This window comes from Eubacterium sp. An11 (assembly GCF_002161065.1).
GTDB lineage: Bacteria > Bacillota > Clostridia > Lachnospirales > Lachnospiraceae > Anaerobutyricum > Anaerobutyricum faecale.
On record NZ_NFLV01000002.1, the window covers coordinates 113825 to 133484 of the forward strand.

General features: G+C 47.8%; 16 protein-coding genes. 3 read left to right on the forward strand and 13 right to left on the reverse strand.

Annotation, left to right across the window (positions count from 1 at the left end; translation table 11 throughout):
• The first annotated feature begins 357 nt into the window (after window positions 1–357).
• A complete protein-coding gene (locus tag B5E53_RS02445) occupies window positions 358–1590 on the forward strand; it encodes an argininosuccinate synthase (protein ID WP_087312434.1) in 1233 nt (410 codons plus the stop codon).
• 257 nt (window positions 1591–1847) lie between these two features.
• Window positions 1848–2315, forward strand: a complete 468-nt coding sequence (locus B5E53_RS02450) for a hypothetical protein (RefSeq protein ID WP_087312623.1) — start codon at window positions 1848–1850, stop codon at window positions 2313–2315.
• A gap of 57 nt (window positions 2316–2372) precedes the next feature.
• On the opposite strand, the gene B5E53_RS02455 is transcribed toward B5E53_RS02450, so the two are convergent.
• The 4 genes from B5E53_RS02455 to B5E53_RS02470 all read right to left on the reverse strand — a co-directional run bounded on the left by B5E53_RS02455 (window position 2373) and on the right by B5E53_RS02470 (window position 5952).
• Window positions 2373–3095 carry an amino acid ABC transporter ATP-binding protein gene (locus B5E53_RS02455; protein ID WP_087312436.1) on the reverse strand — a complete coding sequence of 241 codons (723 nt, stop codon included), beginning with the start codon at window positions 3093–3095 and terminating at the stop codon, window positions 2373–2375.
• Window positions 3082–3750, reverse strand: coding sequence for an amino acid ABC transporter permease (locus B5E53_RS02460; protein WP_087312624.1), 669 nt, complete (start codon window positions 3748–3750; stop codon window positions 3082–3084). The genes B5E53_RS02455 and B5E53_RS02460 overlap by 14 nt, the downstream gene beginning before the upstream one ends.
• A 318-nt stretch (window positions 3751–4068) precedes the next feature.
• Entirely contained in the window at window positions 4069–4887 is an 819-nt protein-coding gene (locus B5E53_RS02465; RefSeq protein ID WP_087312438.1) for a basic amino acid ABC transporter substrate-binding protein, read from the reverse strand.
• Window positions 4888–4944: 57 nt separating this feature from the next.
• Window positions 4945–5952, reverse strand: coding sequence for a DMT family transporter (locus B5E53_RS02470; protein WP_087312440.1), 1008 nt, complete (start codon window positions 5950–5952; stop codon window positions 4945–4947).
• A gap of 172 nt (window positions 5953–6124) precedes the next feature.
• Between B5E53_RS02470 and argH the strand changes: the two genes are divergently transcribed.
• Window positions 6125–7510 (forward strand): argininosuccinate lyase, encoded by a 1386-nt coding sequence (gene argH / locus B5E53_RS02475; protein ID WP_087312442.1) that lies wholly within the window; start codon window positions 6125–6127, stop codon window positions 7508–7510.
• A 19-nt stretch (window positions 7511–7529) separates the two neighbouring features.
• Here the strand turns inward: argH and B5E53_RS02480 are convergent, their stop codons facing one another.
• The 9 genes from B5E53_RS02480 to guaB all read right to left on the reverse strand — a co-directional run bounded on the left by B5E53_RS02480 (window position 7530) and on the right by guaB (window position 19420).
• A complete protein-coding gene (locus tag B5E53_RS02480; RefSeq protein WP_087312444.1) occupies window positions 7530–8438 on the reverse strand; it encodes a helix-turn-helix transcriptional regulator in 909 nt (302 codons plus the stop codon).
• 279 nt (window positions 8439–8717) lie between these two features.
• Window positions 8718–9578, reverse strand: a complete 861-nt coding sequence (locus B5E53_RS02485) for a mechanosensitive ion channel domain-containing protein (RefSeq protein ID WP_087312446.1) — start codon at window positions 9576–9578, stop codon at window positions 8718–8720.
• 90 nt (window positions 9579–9668) lie between these two features.
• Entirely contained in the window at window positions 9669–10754 is a 1086-nt protein-coding gene (asd, locus tag B5E53_RS02490) for an aspartate-semialdehyde dehydrogenase (protein WP_087312448.1), read from the reverse strand.
• A 40-nt stretch (window positions 10755–10794) separates the two neighbouring features.
• A complete protein-coding gene (locus tag B5E53_RS02495) occupies window positions 10795–11958 on the reverse strand; it encodes a phosphoglycerate dehydrogenase (RefSeq protein ID WP_087312449.1) in 1164 nt (387 codons plus the stop codon).
• Between the two features lie 113 nt (window positions 11959–12071).
• The gene (gene ilvB, locus B5E53_RS02500) at window positions 12072–13760 is read right to left on the reverse strand and encodes a biosynthetic-type acetolactate synthase large subunit (protein ID WP_087312451.1); all 1689 of its coding nucleotides are present in this window, start codon (window positions 13758–13760) and stop codon (window positions 12072–12074) included.
• A gap of 99 nt (window positions 13761–13859) precedes the next feature.
• Window positions 13860–15533: a dihydroxy-acid dehydratase gene (gene ilvD / locus B5E53_RS02505; protein WP_087312453.1), complete on the reverse strand. Its 1674-nt coding sequence runs from the start codon at window positions 15531–15533 to the stop codon at window positions 13860–13862.
• A 33-nt stretch (window positions 15534–15566) separates the two neighbouring features.
• Entirely contained in the window at window positions 15567–16649 is a 1083-nt protein-coding gene (gene leuB / locus B5E53_RS02510) for a 3-isopropylmalate dehydrogenase (RefSeq protein WP_087312625.1), read from the reverse strand.
• Between the two features lie 232 nt (window positions 16650–16881).
• Window positions 16882–17739, reverse strand: a complete 858-nt coding sequence (locus B5E53_RS02515) for a peptidoglycan recognition family protein (protein ID WP_242963489.1) — start codon at window positions 17737–17739, stop codon at window positions 16882–16884.
• Window positions 17740–17962: 223 nt separating this feature from the next.
• Window positions 17963–19420 carry an IMP dehydrogenase gene (gene guaB, locus B5E53_RS02520; RefSeq protein ID WP_087312455.1) on the reverse strand — a complete coding sequence of 486 codons (1458 nt, stop codon included), beginning with the start codon at window positions 19418–19420 and terminating at the stop codon, window positions 17963–17965.
• Between the last annotated feature and the right edge of the window lie 240 nt (window positions 19421–19660).

Sequence of the window (19660 nt, forward strand, 5' to 3'; positions counted from 1 at the left end):
GAACAAATCCGGCTTTTCCCTGTCGCCTGCATCATTGCTGCAATTGTGTATTATCCCACATTTTTCTGCCTGTGACAAGGAAAACTTCCCTTCCTCTCAATTTTTTATGCATAATTATTTAATAAACGACCATAATTATACGATAATCTCCTTATTTATGCAAGCATAAGTTAATATTTATTCATCTTTTTTCAAAAAACTCTTGCAAATTTCTCTCCGATGCCGTATAGTATACCTATCGCGCTGAACATTTCCTGTTTCAATAGAATTTAATAGAAGTTTTACGGCGCATCTGTATTCGGTCTGCGGACCGTGTACTTTTTTCTTTAAGAAAACATTTTAAGGAGGATACATAGAATGAGCAAAGAAAAAGTTGTTTTGGCATATTCCGGTGGTCTTGACACCACAGCCATCATCCCTTGGTTAAAGGAAAACTACGATTATGACGTTATCTGCTGCTGCGTAGACTGCGGACAGGGCGAGGAGCTGGACGGCCTTGAGGAGAGAGCACTCTACTCCGGCGCATCCAAATTATATATTGAAGATATCACCGATGATTTCTGTGACAACTACATTATCCCATGCGTGCAGGCAGGCGCTGTTTACGAGAACAAATACCTTCTCGGAACTTCCATGGCACGTCCCGGCATCGCTGCCAAGCTGGTGGAGATTGCCAGAAAAGAAGGCGCTGTCGCTATCTGCCACGGCGCTACCGGTAAAGGCAACGACCAGATTCGTTTTGAGCTGGGCATCAAAGCGCTGGCTCCTGACTTAAAGATCATCGCCGCATGGAGAGATGACAAATGGACGATGAACTCCCGGGAAGAAGAGATCGCCTACTGCAAAGCGCACGGCATCGACCTTCCATTCTCCGCTGACAGCAGCTACAGCCGTGACCGGAACTTATGGCACATCAGCCACGAGGGACTGGAACTGGAAGATCCTTCCATTGAACCAAATTACGATCATCTGCTCATGCTCAGTGTAACTCCTGAAAAAGCTCCGGATAAAGAAGAGTATGTGACTATGACATTTGAAGCCGGCGTACCGAAGTCCATCAACGGCGAGGAAATGAAAGTTTCCGATATCATCCGCAAATTAAATGAGATTGGCGGAAGAAACGGCATCGGTATCATTGATATCGTAGAGAACCGTGTTGTGGGCATGAAATCCAGAGGCGTCTATGAGACTCCTGGCGGAACTATTCTTATGGAAGCACAGAAACAGCTGGAAGAACTGGTTCTCGACCGTGACACCATGGATGTAAAGAAAGACATCGGAAACCGGATGGCACAGCTCGTATACGAAGGCAAATGGTTCACTCCTCTCCGCGAGGCATTACAGGCATTTGTGGAATCCACACAGAAATATGTGACCGGTGAAGTGAAATTCAAACTTTACAAAGGAAACATCATCAAAGCCGGAACCACTTCTCCATACAGCCTGTACAGCGAATCCCTGGCATCCTTCACCACCGGTGACCTGTACGATCATCACGACGCAGAAGGCTTCATCACCTTATTCGGTCTTCCAAGCAAGGTTCGCGCCATGAAGATGCAGGAAGTGGAAAAAACAAAAATAAATAATTGATGATCATCATCCATACAGCTGCTTCCCATAAGTGTTTTTCTGAATAATTATGGGAGCAGCGGCACACTGCCGCGATGGCTCTGCCTTTCCGGGACAAGACGATTTTCTCTTCCGGAAATATATCTCCTGTTTCAGGAATCTGCAGACCTGCGGCAGTGTTTTTTATTATCTCGTATATTTTTTCCTCTGTCGATTATACTATCCCTGAATACGCAGGATTGCTTTACATCCTGCATGATACAGGAGAAAGACAGATCATGGATACCAATCGCTTCATAATAAAAATCCTCCGGACACTATTCATCATATGTACCGGAGGAATGGTCTATTATAATATTGAAATTCTTTTTCGGGGATATTCGCATATCTCCATGTTTCTCTGCGGAGGGCTGAGTCTTTATACCATCGGTATTCTCAACGAACATCCGACCATTCACCCGTCCTTCCTCACACAGATGATTCTCGGAACTCTCATCATCACCGCCTACGAATTTATCACCGGCATGGTGGTCAATCTGATTCTCCACCTCCACGTGTGGGATTATTCCGATATGCCGTTTAATTTAAAAGGGCAGGTATGCCTGCCCTTTATGTTTGTCTGGTTCTTTCTCACGCCCGTCTGCATCGTAACCGATGATATCATCCGGTACGCACTGTTCCACGGGAAAAAACCTTCTTATTTTCATTTGGAAAGGAGCGTTCCAAAAACAGAACGCTCCTCCTGATGAAATGCACTTTCATGCAAAATATATCTTCTGCCCGTCAGACTGCCCGGACAACGCCTACAGCACCTTGGACAAAAATTCCTGGGTACGGGCTTCCTTCGGATTGCCGAAAATCTCTTCCGGCGTCCCCTGCTCCAGAATGATACCGTCATCCATGAACATGACACGGGTTCCCACCTCTCTGGCAAATCCCATCTCATGGGTGACCACGGCCATGGTCATGCCCTCGTCCGCCAGGTTCTTCATAACTTCCAGAACCTCTCCGACCATCTCCGGGTCGAGGGCGCTGGTCGGCTCGTCAAAGAGCATCATCTTCGGGTTCAGCGCCAGAGAACGGACAATGGCGATCCTCTGTTTCTGTCCGCCGGAGAGCTGTCCCGGATAAGCGTCTGCCTTCTCTTCCAGATTGACCAGACGGAGCAGGCGAAGCGCCTCTTCCTTTGCCTCGTCGGCTTTCATCAGCTTCAGTCTTGTCGGCGCCAGAGTGATATTTTCCATGATCGTCTTATGCGGGAACAGATTAAAATGCTGGAACACCATTCCCATATGCTGACGAATCTTATTGATATCGGTCTTTGGATCCGTGATATCCACCCCGTCAAAGATTACCTGGCCGGAAGTCGGACGCTCCAGAAGGTTCATGCAGCGCAGAAAAGTGGACTTTCCGGAACCGGAAGGGCCGATGATAACGACTTTCTCGCCCGGGGCGATATGTTCGTTGATATTTTTCAGCACCTGATGGCTGCCAAAAGATTTACACAAATTCTTAACGTATATCACTTTCTCTCAGCCTCCTTTCCAGTAAACTCATGATCCAGGTAAAGAACATGACGATGATCAGGTAAACAATGGCAACGGCAATCAACGGCAGCAGTGCGTCAAAGGTCACGCCACGGATAATATCACCGCCGCGGGTAAGCTCTGCCAGTCCGATGTAACCGCAGATGGACGTCTCCTTCAAAAGAGCGATCATCTCATTGACCAGAGCCGGCAGACAGTTCTTGATTGCCTGCGGCATGATGATCTGCGTCATCGTATCCACATAGCCAAGACCCAGAGAACGCCCTGCTTCCATCTGGCCTGCGTCCACGGAAAGAATACCGGAACGGAAGATCTCTGCCACATAGGCACCGGAATTGATACCAAAGGTCACAACAGCGACCATAGTCTTACTGATATCCGGTGAACTTAAAATGATAAAGTACATAATCAACAGCTGTACCAGCGCCGGCGTACCACGGATTACCGTCAGATATACCCGGCAGACGATATCTGCCACCTTTAACAGGAATCCGCCCAGTCCTCTTTTGTTCTCCTCCCGCATGGAGCTGTAACTGGTACGGACCACGGCGACCAGCGCACCGATAATCAGACCGAGAATCAGTGCTAAAAATGTAACGATCAAAGTTGTCTTGAGACCATCCACGATATACATATATCTCTGGTCCACGATAAAGTCATTGACGAACTTTGTCTGTAATTCTGAAAACCATTCGCTCAAAATCTCATCCTTCGCTTTCTTTTCTATAAATCTGTGTCAACCAACAATAACAGTTGAATGCCCCCGGAAAACCGCTGCTAATGCAGCCTGTCCGGTGCCGCAATCTGTGACCCACAAACAAAATGCAGGGGATAGGTGGCTGTACGCACATCCAATTCCCTGCACCACAGGCTGTCAGTCTGCATCTGCCTCCCGTTTCATCTGTTTTTATATGAAGTACCGGTTACTCTGCCGACTGCACCACCCTTTAGATTATTCTGCCGAAATATATTTATCAAGAATGGACTGAATGGTACCATCCTCTTTTAACTCTGCCAGAGCGCCGTTGACAGCGTCGAGCAGCGCATCGTTGCCTTTCGCGATACAAGCAGCGTACTCTTCTTCCGCATACTGGGTATCCAGGATCTTCAGGCCGTCTGTGCTTGCCACATAGGAAAGAGCCGGCTGGTTGTCGATGATAACCGCATCGATCTTGCCCTGGGATAATGCCATAACCGCATCGTTGCCTTTATTGAACTTCTCTACATTTTCCTCACCGAACTGTTCGCTGGCTTTGATATCACCGGTGGTGGATAACTGTACGCCGATCTTCTTGCCCTGTAAATCATCGATGGTCTGGATATCGGAATCTTCTCTTACGATAACGGACTGGATACCTGTTGCATAAGTGTCCGTAAAGTTAATATTTTTCTGACGCTCCGGTGTCACAGTCATACCTGCAAGACCGATATCTGCTTTTCCTGTGGAAACGGCTGTGATGATGGAATCAAACTCCATATCCTGAACTTCTACTTCGAGTCCCAGCTTCTCGCCGATAGCTTCTGCGATCTCAACATCGATACCAACAATCTCATTTCCTTCATAGTACTCGTATGGAGGGAAGTAGGCGTTGGTCGCCATGATCAGTTTACCCTCTGTCACTGTAGGAACCGTGGATGTCGCAGCGGCACCTGTTGTGCTCTCCGCCGGTGCGTTATCCTGTGTATCCTTCGCGCTGTTTCCGCATCCTGCTAAAAGAGATGCGCCGAGAACAGCTGCCATAGCTAATGTCATTACTTTTCTAAACTTCATGATAATCTCTCCTTTATTGAATAATATTTACTATTATACACATATTCATGCATAAAATCAATGGTCCTTTCGACGAAAATCCGGAAGCTGTGCGAGAATAATCGCCGCAAACATCAAAATACATCCCAGAAGTTCTCTTCCACTCAGCACCTGATAAAGGATTACGAAGCCGCTCAGCGCGGAAAATACCGATTCCAGGCTGAGAATCAGCGCCGCCATGGTCGGATTCATACCCTTTTGTCCCACAATCTGCAATGTATAAGCCACTCCGGTGGACATGACGCCCGTGTAGAGCACCGGCACCGCTGCCTCCAGGATCAGGGAAAACTGCGGGTCCTCAAACAGCAGCATCCCGATGCAGCCAAGGACCGCCCCGGTAAAGAACTGGATGCAGGACATTTTTACCCCGTCCAGAAAGGTATTAAAATAATCAATGGCCATGATCTGTCCCGCGAATAAAAATGCGGAAATCAGGATAAGAAAGTCTCCCGTCTGGATCTGCAGCGCTTCATTCATACATAAAAAGTACAGTCCCGCCAATGCGATGACCACGGCAATCCAGGTGAGAATCCCGCAGTAGCGTTTGAGAAAAATCCCCATGAGCGGCACGATAATAATATAGAAAGAAGTGATAAATCCCGCTTTGCCCACGGTGGTATACTGGATTCCCGTCTGCTGAAAACAGTTGGCGGCAAACAGAAACAATCCGCAGACCACACCGCCAAACAAAAGTTTCCGGTCCGTCCACCAGCGGCAGGGTTTTCCGGATGTCTTTGCCGCAGCCGGCGTACTTCCGGCCGGCATACCCCCGGACTCCTTCCGGTCCGCATCCATATGTCTTTCTTCCTTATCCACATCTCTTTTCTTTCCGCCCAGATGGTCAAAAATCCAGATACAGGGCAGAAGAACGATTCCTCCGATCAGCGAACGAAGACAGATAAAAGTGAGCGGTTCAATGAAATCCATACTCACACTCTGCGCCACGAAGGCAGCTCCCCAGATCAGCGCGGTCAGCAACAGCAGAATGGTATTCCTGACCTTGTGTGTTTTCAATTGTGTTTCCATACTTATGTCCTCTCTTCTGTCGTTTTACACGCAAACAGATTGATTATACTCTTTTTCCCGGCAGAACTCAAGAAATGTTTTTGCAACGAACCTTGTCAGACCATAGATTTTCGTGTAAAATAAATGGCAGTCATTATAGATTCATTTTGTAAATTTGTAAAGGAGGAGCATTATGGCTCAATTATGGGGTGGACGCTTTACCAAGGAGACCGATAAGCTGGTCTATAATTTCAACGCGTCTATCAGTTTTGATAAAAAGTTCTACAGACAGGATATGGAGGGCAGCATGGCCCATGTAAAGATGCTGGCCGCAGTCGGCATCCTCACCGAGAAAGAACGGGATGACATTCTCCGGGGCATCGAGGGGATCCTCGCTGATGTGGAGAGCGGAGCCCTGGATATTTCTGACGAATATGAAGATATCCACAGCTTTGTGGAGGCAACGCTCATCGACCGTATCGGGGACACCGGCAAAAAACTGCACACCGGCAGAAGCCGTAACGATCAGGTGGCTCTCGATATGAAACTTTATACCAGAGATGAGCTTCTTTCCATCCGGGATGAATTGCTGGCTCTGATCAAGACCTGCCATTCCCTCATGAAGGAACATATTCACACCGCCATGCCGGGCTTTACGCACCTGCAGAAGGCGCAGCCGCTGACCCTCGCCCACCATATCGGCGCATACATGGAAATGTTCAAGCGGGATTATGACCGTCTCTGCGACATCTATGAGCGGATGAACTATTGTCCTCTGGGCGCAGGCGCTCTGGCAGGAACCACCTACCCTCTGGACAGGGAAATGACCGCAGAGCTTCTGGGCTTCTACGGACCGACCTTAAACAGTATGGATTCCGTCTCTGACAGAGACTATGTGATCGAACTTTTAAATGCGCTGTCTATCATTATGATGCATTTAAGCCGTTTCTGCGAAGAGATCATTATGTGGAACTCCAACGAATACCAGTTCATTGAGATCGACGACGCTTACAGCACCGGCAGCAGCATCATGCCTCAGAAGAAGAATCCGGATATCGCCGAGCTTGTCCGGGGAAAGACCGGCCGAGTTTACGGAGCCCTGATGTCTCTGCTCACCACCATGAAGGGACTGCCTCTTGCCTACAACAAAGACATGCAGGAGGACAAGGAACTGACCTTTGACGCTTACGACACTGTAAAAGGTTGTCTCGCACTCTTTAACGGCATGTTGAAGACCATCACCTTCCATCCGGAGATCATGGAACAGAGCGCCAAACACGGCTTTACCAACGCCACAGACGCCGCAGACTATCTGGTGGGCCGCGGAGTACCGTTCCGCGACGCCCATGGCATCGTAGGAAAGCTGGTCCTGTACTGCATCGACAAGGGCATCTCCCTGGACGACATGAGTCTTTCCGAGTACAAGGCCATCAGCCCTGTTTTTGAGGACGACATTTACGACGCCATTTCTTTAAAGACCTGTATTGAGAAGCGCAACACCATCGGCGCGCCGGGGCCGGCCGCCATGGAGAAAGTCATCGCCATCAACGAAGACTGGATTGCGGATAAAACAAAATAGTTTCTGTTAAGAGCAAATACTATTTTCCGTTGGAGGTTCTGCCAAACTGGATGGAAAGAAGATACATATAGTCATTTTCTTTCATCCAGTCTGCCCCTTCGGTAACGTCCCCGATGGCTCCTGTCCGCAGTCCGTTTCTACTGTAAATAAAGGCTGCGATTTTTTCTGTGTCATCTGGGGATACTTTCATCCTGTCCTCAATTTCTACCGCTGATCTGCCCAAATATTCCCTGTCAGATATATTTTTTAGAATATCAAATTCCGTCTCATATTTTGTCCCGTCTCCCGTCAGGATCACTCTGATCTTAAAATGCTCAAAATCCGGGATAAACGCCGCCATCCCTTCCCAGCTCTTTTCCGGAAGCATCCCCATTCTTCCCAACTCTTCCGTCTTCTGAAGAACACCCTTCTGATATGTGGACAATGTGACCGTGATTTCTGTAAACGTGTCGTCCAACCGGTATTTATACAGGAAGGCACCGTCCGTTCCGGATAAAAACTGTGCCATCTCCATCTCCGCACTGTCCTTTGCCAGCGGTTCCACATAGTTACAGGCATCCCCCCTCATAAAAATTACAGAACACAAGGCTGTGGACACCAGCAGCGTCAGACAAAGAAGCACCGCTATAATCTTCCGCAGCTTTTTCCGCTTTATATTTCCATCCTCTGTGACCCGAATCAGATTTTTCTCCGACTGTTTTATGATATTTTCCTGGGGAAGATCTTCCCCGGCAATAAATTCATTGAGTGAGATCCCCAGGATCTCACACAGTTCCATATAGACTGACACGTCAGGAAGACAGATGCCTCTCTCCCACTTGGAAACTGACTTGTCACTCATTCCCAGTTTTTCTGCCACCTGCGCCTGCGTCAGCCCCAGCGCTTTGCGTTTCCCTGCAATATATTTTCCGATTTTTACAAGATCCATCTAAACACCTTCTTTCCGGAAAAAGTACCTCTCTATCACATTTTTATCACATCGACAGATGTACTGCCCTGTTTTCTTCTATCATAGCGGCAAAAACACTCTCCTGTTTCTTTCTGTCATAGCAGAAAAAGCACTCCCCTGTTTTCTTCTATCATAGCGGCAAATCGCCGGAAAGAACACCTCTCCGTGGTAGAATCAGTAAAAAATCCCCATATAATAACATAAAAATAAAGAACAGCCCCTCTTTGCTGACAATCCGGCAAAGAGAGGCTGCATCGGTTATTTCTGCGAAATCACGTTGACATCCAGCTGATTAAACGGTATGGTCACGTCCGCTTCATCAAACGCATATTTAATTTTTTCCAGTACTCTCCAGCGGGAATCCCAGTAATCTTCCGTCTTCACCCAGTAACGAATGCCAATGTCAATACAGCTTTCCTTAAATTCACTGACATATATTTTCACCGGATCATCTTTGAGCAGGACGGTCTCGCTCTCAATCACCTCTGACAAAATGTCTTTCACCTTTTTTATATCTTCACTGTACTCTATGCCGATCAGCAGATCCACACGGCGCTTGTCCTGATTGGTCACGTTAGTGATGGTCGCATTGGACAGATTGCCGTTGGGAATGAGAATCGCCTTATTATCCATGCTGCTGAGTTTTGTGTACATAATACCGATCGACTGCACCGTACCTTCTTTGCCGGAGCTTTCTTCCAGGATATAGTCTCCCACCTGAAAGGGTTTGACCACCAGCAGGAGCACTCCCCCGGCAATATTGGCAAGGGAACCCTGGAGAGAAAGCCCCACCGCCAGACCGGCAGAACCGATCACGGCGATGATGGAAGAGGCCTGCACACCGACCTGCTGGATGGCAATGAAAACCACCAGAATCTTCAGTCCTATCCTCATAGCAGACAACAGGAAGGTCTGAATCATCAGGTCCATTTTTGAACGTTCAAATACTTTTTTGCAAAGTTTTACCACATAATTGGAAAGTTTAAAACCAATGATGAGAATCAGCAGGGCAATCACACAGTTTCCCAGAAATTCCATGAAAAGAACGCCGGTACGTCCGAGATATTCGTATACCAGTGATAATATCGATCTTCTGATTGAATCCAGATCTAATGCCATTCTTTTTCCTCCTGTATTAAAAGGCCGCTGCAAAAGACAGATGCTTTGCAAGCGGCCCTTCTATTCAGTCGTTTTTCTTTTAAGTTCTTTTTATTTTGCGCTGATATATCCCTGTGCGGTCAGAAGCTCTGCGCAAAGAATTGCTCCGCCGGCTGCGCCGCGGACAGTATTGTGGGATAAACCGATAAATTTGTAATCGTAGATCTTATCTTCTCTCAAACGACCCATGGAAATACCCATTCCGTTCTCGAAGTTTACATCTGCTTTTACCTGCGGACGGTTATCTTCCTCCAGATACTGGATGAACTGCTTTGGAGCGCTTGGCAGGTTCAGTTCCTGCGGCAGTCCCTTAAAGTTTCTCCAGCATTCGATAATCTGCTCTTTGGTCGGTTTTTTCTCAAAGTTCACAAAGACAGCGGCGGTATGTCCGTCAAGCACCGGTACACGGACACACTGAGTGGTGATGACCGGCAGCTCTGCCTTCTCGATGTGATCTCCGACAACCTTTCCGAACAGTTTCAGTGGTTCCTGCTCAGATTTCTCTTCCTCGCCTCCGATATACGGAATTACATTTTCCACCATCTCCGGCCAGTCCTTGAAGGTCTTGCCTGCGCCTGAAATCGCCTGATAGGTTGTTGCCACCACTTCTTTTGGTCCGAACTCTTTTAACGCGAAAAGAGCCGGCGCGTAGCTCTGAATGGAGCAGTTTGGTTTTACAGCCACAAAACCTCTGGTGGTTCCCAGACGTTTTTTCTGTGCAGCGATCACTTCAAAATGTTCCGGATTGATTTCCGGTACGACCATCGGCACATCCGGTGTCCATCTGTGAGCACTGTTGTTGGATACCACCGGTGTCTCTGTCTTTGCGTACTCATCCTCGATCGCACGGATTTCTTCTTTGGACATATCTACTGCGCTGAAAACGAAGTCCACCTGAGAAGCTACTTTTTCCACTTCGTTTACATTCATGACAACGATATTCTTTACTGCCTCCGGCATCGGTGTCTGCATTTTCCAGCGTCCGCCTACCGCTTCCTCATAAGTTTTTCCTGCAGAACGCGGGCTTGCCGCGATGGTTGTCACCTCATACCACGGATGATTTTCCAGCAGAGAAATGAATCTCTGTCCCACCATTCCAGTTCCTCCGAGAATTCCGACTTTTAATTTCTGTTCCATTTGTTATCTCCCTTAGTATTCTTTCCCTGTTTTATTATTTTTATTTGATCACTCTGACTTTCAGTACGCCGTCGATGGCTTCCAGTTTGCTCACCGCTTCTTCCGTGATCGGAGCATCCAGATCAAAGATGGCGTAAGAATAATTATCTTTAGCCTTATTACTCATTTCTGTAATATTAATGTTATCCTTGGAAAACATTCCGGTAAACTGTGTCAGCATATTTGGGATATTTCTGTGTAAAATGGCAATACGTCCCTGTGTCTGGCAAACTCCCATGTCAACGTTCGGGAAGTTCACGGAATTACGGATATTTCCGTTTTCCAGATAATCCATCAACTGTTCCACAGCCATCACTGCGCAGTTCTCCTCAGACTCTTCTGTGGAAGCGCCCAGATGAGGGAACGCGATAACGCCGTCCACTGAGGCAACCTTCGGGGTAGGGAAATCTGTCACATAATGACGGAGTCTTCCTTCCTGCAGCGCCTCCACCACAGCATCCTCATCCACCAGACCATTTCTGGCAAAGTTCAGAATTGTTGCAGACGGTTTCATCTTTGCGATTCCATCTCTGCCCACCATATTTCTTGTGGTGTCCATCAGAGGAACATGTACGGAAATAAAATCACAGTGCTCAAAAATCTCATCCACAGAATTTACATGGTGCACAGAGCGGGAAAGGTTCCATGCGCTCTTTAAGGACAGATACGGATCGTAGCCATAAACATCCATACCAAGATTTCTCGCCGCATTGGCAACCAGAACGCCGATGGCTCCCAGGCCGATGACACCGATCTTCTTTTTCTGGATTTCTGTTCCGGCAAAAGCTTTTTTGGCTTTTTCCATCGCCTTGGTGATATCCGGATTATTTTTATTCTCCTGTACCCAGTGGTTTCCTCCGATAAGGTCACGGGAGGACAGAAGCATTCCGGCAATGACCAGCTCCTTTACGCCGTTGGCGTTGGCGCCCGGTGTATTGAATACGACAATTCCTTTTTCTGCGTAATCGCTGACAGGAATATTGTTGACGCCGGCTCCGGCACGGGCAACCGCCAGAAGATTCGGAACATCCTGCATTTCATGCATGGCTGCGCTTCTCACCAGCACAGCGTCTGCCTCCTGCAGATCTTCCACCTCTTTATAATTCTCATCAAAAATTGACAGTCCAACCTTAGAAATCGGATTTAAGCATTTGTACTGAAACATAATTGAGTCTCCTTTTTTAATAGATGTATGGGTAAAGACAGAATATCTCTGTCAAAAGACACCCGGGTTCATAAGCTTTCTCACAAAGTCCGCTCCCCGGCTCCGGGCATCCATTATTCTTTTGCTGCCAGGTCTTCCTCTGTAAACGCCTCATCAATGGAATCCCCCGGCGCTACCATCGGCCATACTTTATCATCGCTGTCAATGATACAGTCAATGAGATATGGCTCTCCGCAGGACAGCGCCTCGCCAAAGGCCTTTTCGAACTCTTCCATATTTGTAACACGGGACGCTCTTGCTCCCATGGCTTCCGCCAGCTTCACAAAATCCACTTTGTCATTCAAAGTGGTTGCGGAATAACGTTTTCCATAGAACAGATTCTGCCACTGGCGAACCATTCCCAGCACATGGTTGTTGATGACAACCTCGATCACCGGTACCTCTGACCGGGTGGCAGTGGCGATCTCATTCATATTCATACGGAAGCATCCGTCTCCCGCAATATTGACAACCACCTTATCCGGACATCCGATCTTGGCGCCGATAGCTGCACCCAGACCATATCCCATGGTACCCAGACCGCCGGAAGTCAGGAACTGACGTGGTCTTGTATATTTATAAAACTGTGCTGCCCACATCTGATGCTGTCCCACTTCTGTGGTGATGATGGCATCTCCCTTTGTCATATCATAAATCTTCTCGATGACTCCGGGACCGGAAAGCTGATCCTGATGATAGGTCAGCGGATATTTTTCTTTTAACGCCTGCACGTGCTGAATCCATTCCGGATGATGCTGTTCTTTGATCCGCTTATTAAAAATAGTCAGCACTGCCTTGATATCGCCAACGATGGAAATATCCACCATGATATTTTTATTGATTTCCGCCGGATCAATATCAATCTGAATAATTTTGGCATTTTTTGCAAATGTTTTGGCATTGCCGTAGACACGGTCGCTGAACCGGCAGCCGATGGCAATCAGAACATCTGCCTCAGACACACCGATGTTGGAAGCCTTCGTTCCGTGCATACCAAGCATTCCTGTGTACAGCGGATCGTCTCCCGGAAAAACTCCCTTACCCATCAGGGTATCGCAAACCGGAGCATCCACTTTTTTCACAAATTCCCGCACCTGCTCGCTGGCATCGGACAGGACGCAGCCGCCACCCAGCAGGATATAAGGACGTTTCGCCGTGCGGAGCACCTCAGAAGCTTCTTTCATGCTTCTCTCACGGATGGTGTCGCAGACCGGATGGATCTTCACCGGTTTTACGGACTCAAAATACGTTTTTGCCGCTGTCACATCCTTGGTAACATCAATGAGCACAGGGCCTTTTCTTCCCGACTGCGCGATACGGAATGCGTCCCGGATGGTATCCGCCAGCTTTTCAATGTCCTTTACAATATAATTATGTTTGGTTATCGGCATGGTGACGCCTTTGATATCAATCTCCTGGAAGGAGTCCTTTCCAAGAAGGCTCACTCCGACGTTTGCCGTGATCGCCACCACCGGGATGGAATCCATATAAGCTGTGGCAAGACCGGTAACCAGGTTGGTTGCTCCCGGTCCGGAAGTCGCCATGCACACGCCGACCTTCCCCGTGGCCCGGGCATACCCGTCCGCCGCGTGGGCTGCGCCCTGTTCATGGGAAGTCAGAATGTGATGGATTTCACCGCTGTGTTTATATAATTCATCATAAATGTTCAAAATCGCACCGCCCGGATAACCGAAGACGGTATCCACGCCCTGCTCTTTCAGACATTCAATCACGATTTCTGAACCATTCAGAATCTGTCTCATCTGGTTTCAATCCTTTCCAAAAATACATTTCTTCCGGCAGCGGGCGGATGCCCACAGCGCCGGATCTTATCCTCTTATTTTCCAAATGTCCCTCAGACATTATTTCAGCTGATTCACATCCAGCACCGCTCCTCTGTTTCCGGATGTAACGAGAGCTGCGTAGCGAAGCAGATAGCCATCTTTGATCTTTGGTTCTCTCGGCTGCCATTTTGCTTTTCTGGCTGCCATCTCTTCATCAGAGATATCCACGTTCAGACTGTTATTCGGAATGTCGATCTTAATGATATCTCCCTCTTCCACCAGAGCGATCGGTCCGCCCACGGCTGCTTCCGGAGAGACATGTCCGATGGAAGCTCCTCTGGATGCGCCGGAGAAACGGCCGTCTGTGATAAGAGCCACGGAATCTCCCAGTCCCATACCGGCGATGGCGGAGGTCGGATTGAGCATTTCTCTCATGCCCGGACCGCCTTTTGGTCCCTCGTAACGGATGACAACCACATCGCCAGGAACGATCTTTCCGCCCTTGATAGCCGCGATGGCGTCTTCTTCACAGTCAAAGACACGGGCCGGCCCTTCGTGAACCATCATTTCCGGTACCACTGCAGACTGTTTTACGATACCGGTATCCGGTGCCAGATTACCTCTGAGGACAGCAATTCCGCCATGCTCCATATAAGGATTGTCGATCGGACGGATGACTTCCGGATTCTTATTGTATGCATGGGCAATGTTCTCACCGACGGTCTTACCTGTCACGGTGATAGCGTCCTCATAAAGAAGACCTTTTTTGCTCAGCTCATTCATTACGGCATACACGCCGCCAGCTGCATTGAGATCCTCCATGTAAGTCGGACCTGCCGGTGCCAGGTGACAGAGGTTCGGTGTCTTCTCGCTGATCTCATTGGCAATGTCCATGTTCAGCTCAATTCCTGCCTCATGGGCGATGGCCGGAAGATGCAGCATAGTGTTGGTGGAACATCCCAGGGCCATATCCACTGTCAGACAGTTTAAAAAGGCTTCTCTGGTCATGATATCGCTCGGACGGATATTCTCTCTGTAAAGATCCATAACTCTCATACCGGCATGTTTTGCCAGACGGATTCTCTCGGAGAATACTGCCGGAATGGTTCCGTTGCCCTGAAGTCCAAGGCCGATCACTTCCGTCATACAGTTCATGGAATTGGCGGTATACATACCGGAGCAGGAACCGCAGGTCGGACATACGTTGTTGACATATTCCTCTACCTTTTCTTCTGTCATCTTACCGGCCTCATAAGCTCCCACCGCCTCGAACATGGAAGATAAACTTCTCTTGCAGCCATCCACGCGTCCTGCAAGCATCGGGCCGCCGCTCACGAAGATCGTCGGCACGTTGATTCTTGCCGCTGCCATCAGAAGACCCGGCACATTTTTATCGCAGTTCGGAATCATCACAAGTGCGTCAAACTGATGGGCTTTTGCCAGACATTCTGTGGAATCAGCAATCAATTCTCTTGTAACCAGTGAATATTTCATACCCACATGTCCCATGGCGATACCGTCACAGACCGCGATGGCCGGAACAACGATCGGAGTTCCTCCCGCCATGGCAACACCCATCTTTACTGCTTCTGTAATTTTATCCAGGTTCATATGTCCCGGAACAATCTCACTATAAGAACTTACCACACCGACCAGCGGACGATCCAGCTCTTCCTTTGTAAAACCCAATGCGTTAAATAAGGAACGATGCGGCGCCTGCTGCATTCCTTTTTTTACATTATCACTTCTCATCACTATTACCTCCAGTTTCCAATATACTGTGTTTTATATTCTGGCCGCGATCAGGTCACCCATCTCTTTGGTTCCCACTTCTTTCATGCCTTCTGACATGATATCTCCTGTGCGGTAGCCGTCTTTCAATACCTGCTTCACTGCCCGTTCCACATCATCCGCGGCCTCATCCATGTTGAGGGAATACCGCAGCAGCATTGCCGCTGATAAGATTGTCGCAATCGGATTCGCCAGATTCTTTCCGGCAATATCCGGCGCGGAACCGTGGCTTGGTTCATACAGACCAAAACTTCCTTCTTTCAGGCTGGCGGAAGACAACATTCCGATCGATCCGGTCACCATGCTGGCCTCGTCAGACAAAATATCACCAAACATATTTTCCGTTAAAATCACATCAAACTGTTTCGGATCTCTCACCAGCTGCATAGCGCAGTTGTCCACCAGCATGTGTTCCAGAGTAACCTCCGGATAATCCTCTGCCACCTCGTTCACCACTTTTCTCCAGAGTCTGGAGCTGTCCAGCACGTTTGCTTTATCGACGCTGGTCACTTTCTTTCTTCTCTTCATGGCAATCTCGAAAGCGCGGATGGCAATGCGGCGGATCTCATTCTCATTGTAGCAGAGAGTGTCCGTTGCCTTCAGTACGCCATTCTCTTCCACAGTTTCTCTGGCTCCGAAATACAGGCCTCCTGTCAGCTCCCGCATGACCACCAGATCAAATCCGTCTCCAATGATATCTTCCCGAAGCGGGCAGGCGTCCTTTAACTCCTCATACAGATATGCCGGACGCATATTGGCGAATAATCCCAGGCCTTTGCGGATAGCAAGAAGCCCCGCCTCCGGTCTTAAATCTGCCGGAAGCTTATACCACGGTGAAGTGTTGGTATCTCCTCCGATAGAACCCATCAGCACTGCATCACAGCTCTTTGCCGTCTCCAGAGCTTCCTCTGTCAGAGGCCTGCCATGTACGTCAATGGATGCTCCTCCCAGAAGAATCTCTGTATATTCCAATTCTTTTGAATATTTTTCTGCAACCTTATTCATTACCTTGAGTGCTTCGGCAACAATCTCCGGGCCAATGCCGTCGCCCCGAATGACGCCAATCTTGTAACTCATCTGCTTCATCCCTTTCTCTTTTCTGGTTTTCTGCTGCCGGATGCTCTTCCCGTTCTCTTCTTTCTTTATATGCCGCGTCCGGAAAAGAATCCCGGACGCCGCGCGAACATCATTTTTATGTAAAAGCACCGGATATACAGATACTCACAGTTAATAATCATATCTCATTTTCCCATCATAATCAATGATTTTTGCAGGTTTTTCATGATACTTCTTTCATTTTATAAGATTTTTACTGGTTTTTTTCCAATTTTTTCTGAATATCTGAAAGAAACTCCTCCCAGGCATCCTCGTGACGGACAAAATAAAGAGGACATAACTTTCCGGTCACATCATAATGGCGGATGACATCCGACGACGAAAGACCGTAGGTGGCACACAGCCAGGCGGTGAGTTTCACCAGAGAACGGTACGTTTTTTTCGTAAACTTTCCATTCTCTTTTCTGTGACAGCACTCAATGGAAATCGTATCCGAATTCCTCTCATTAGACGCGTAGGAAATCTCATCGAGAGGAATGCACTGGATAATCTCTCCGTCCAATCCTATGATAAAATGGCTGCTCGCCTTTGTCAGATGAGTATCTTTCAGATTCTCAAAATAGTTCCTGTTCTCCTCGGCAGTGGAACCTGCGTTGGCCACATAATGGACCACAATGCCATTGACCTGTTCCAGAGGGATACCGCTGCGGCTGTAAGGATTCTCCACAATAAAATCCTGAATGATCTCCGGTCTGCCGCAGGGTCCCTCCTCCGCAGGAAGGATCTGATAATCGTCACCGGCGGAAATCTCCCGCTGCACTGTGCCGGGTTCTCTCCTTGTGAAAGGATTCCAGCGGATCGCATGGCCAAACACCACCACTGCCAGAGACAGCATGCAGATGGTCCCGGCAATCTCCAGATTTTTCCGGGTAAAGATCCCCTGTTTCTTTGTTTTCCCTGTTTTTCTTTTCTTTCTATTGAAAATCCTGTTCTTCCTTGTTCTCTTTTTTTTGCGGGATAATGCCTTTTTATATAGAAGCTTCTGGTACGCACAGAGTCTTTTACGGCTCTTTTCGCCATTCTTCCCTCCTGGAAAATTCTTCTGAGCCAAAATAAACGGTCCTTTCCTGAATATTTCCTTTCCCCGAAATGAATTATATCGAATACGATATGATAAAACTCAAAAAACACCCTATAAGAAAAACAGGCTGTGCAGATTGGTTCCCATGGTTTCCATCCATCTGCAGCAGCCTGTTCCATATTATCTGGAATACCTTACCGCAAGTCTGTATTCCTCGTATGTTTCCATCCTATTATATGATGGCGTCTTTCCATTATTCTACGCTGTAGTTCGGCGCTTCCTTTGTAATGTGAATGTCATGCGGATGACTCTCTCTCAGAGCAGCAGCGGACATCTTCACGAATCTGCCTTTCTCTTTCAGCTCTTCAATGGTTCTCGCTCCACAATATCCCATACCGGAACGAAGTCCTCCAACCAGCTGGAAGATAGTATCTTCCACAGTGCCTTTATAAGCCACACGGCCTTCCACACCTTCCGGAACCAGCTTCTTGGCATTCTCCTGGAAATAACGGTCTTTGCTGCCGTTTTCCATGGCTGCCAGAGATCCCATACCACGGTATACTTTGTATTTTCTTCCCTGGTATAACTCAAAGCTTCCCGGGCTCTCGTCACATCCTGCCAGCAGACCGCCAAGCATGACCACGTTGGCGCCGGCTGCAATGGCCTTTGTGATATCACCGGAGAACTTGATACCTCCATCGGCGATGATCGGGATGTTGTACTGTTTTGCCATCTCGTAGCAGTCCATGATCGCTGTAATCTGCGGTACACCAATACCCGCAACCACACGGGTTGTACAAATGGAACCAGGTCCGATACCAACTTTTACCGCATCCACACCACAGTCAATCAATGCCTTTGTGGCTTCTCCTGTGGCAACGTTGCCGGCGATCACCTGTAAATCCGGATATTTCTCTTTTACGAGAGCAAAGGTCTTAAGCACGTTGGCGGAATGTCCGTGAGCGGTATCGATGACGATAACGTCAACATGAGCATTCACCAGCTCATCCACACGGTCCAGGATATCAGGAGTACATCCCACAGCCGCGCCGCAGAGAAGACGTCCGTTTTCATCTTTCGCGGAAAGAGGATAACGGATCTGTTTCTCGATATCCTTAATGGTAATCAGACCTTTTAAATTAAAATTCTCATCAACGATAGGAAGCTTCTCTTTTCTGGCCTTGCCGAGAATCTGCTTCGCCTCTTCCAGAGTGATTCCCTCTCTTGCAGTGACAAGACCGTCTGCCTCAGATGTCATGGATTCCTTAATCTTTTTGTCAAAGTTCGTCTCAAACTTCAAATCACGGTTAGTGATGATACCCACCAGTCTTCCGTTCTCTGTGATCGGAACACCGGAAATGTGGAACTTGGACATCAGCTCTTCTGCCTGCTGAAGGGTATGATCCGGAGAAAGATAAAACGGATCTGTAATGACACCATACTCGGAACGTTTTACCTTATCCACTTCATCAGCCTGCTGTGCAATGCTCATATTCTTATGGATGATACCGATACCACCCTGACGGGCCATGGCAATCGCCATCCGGTGTTCGGTTACCGTATCCATGCTGGCGCTCATCAGAGGAACATTCAGCTGAATCTTATTCGTCAGCTTGGTCCGAAGTTCCACTTCGTTCGGAATGACTTCTGAGTATCCCGGCACTAATAATACGTCATCAAATGTGATTCCCTCTCCGATAATTTTTCCCATATCAAACTTCCTTCCTGTCAATGTTGATTTATTAGTTTCTATAGTAATATTAGTAAGTTATGTTATCATAAAAAATCAGATTTTGTCAACAAGTCAATCATACGTTTTTTTATCTGAAATCTCATAAATTCTTAGTGAAATTCACAGTATATTAGTTCTTTTCTCCTCTGTGTTTTTCGTAAACGGACGTCTGTCTTTTCCCGGCGTATTTTTTTGTATCAAAAAGGAAGGGATATCCTC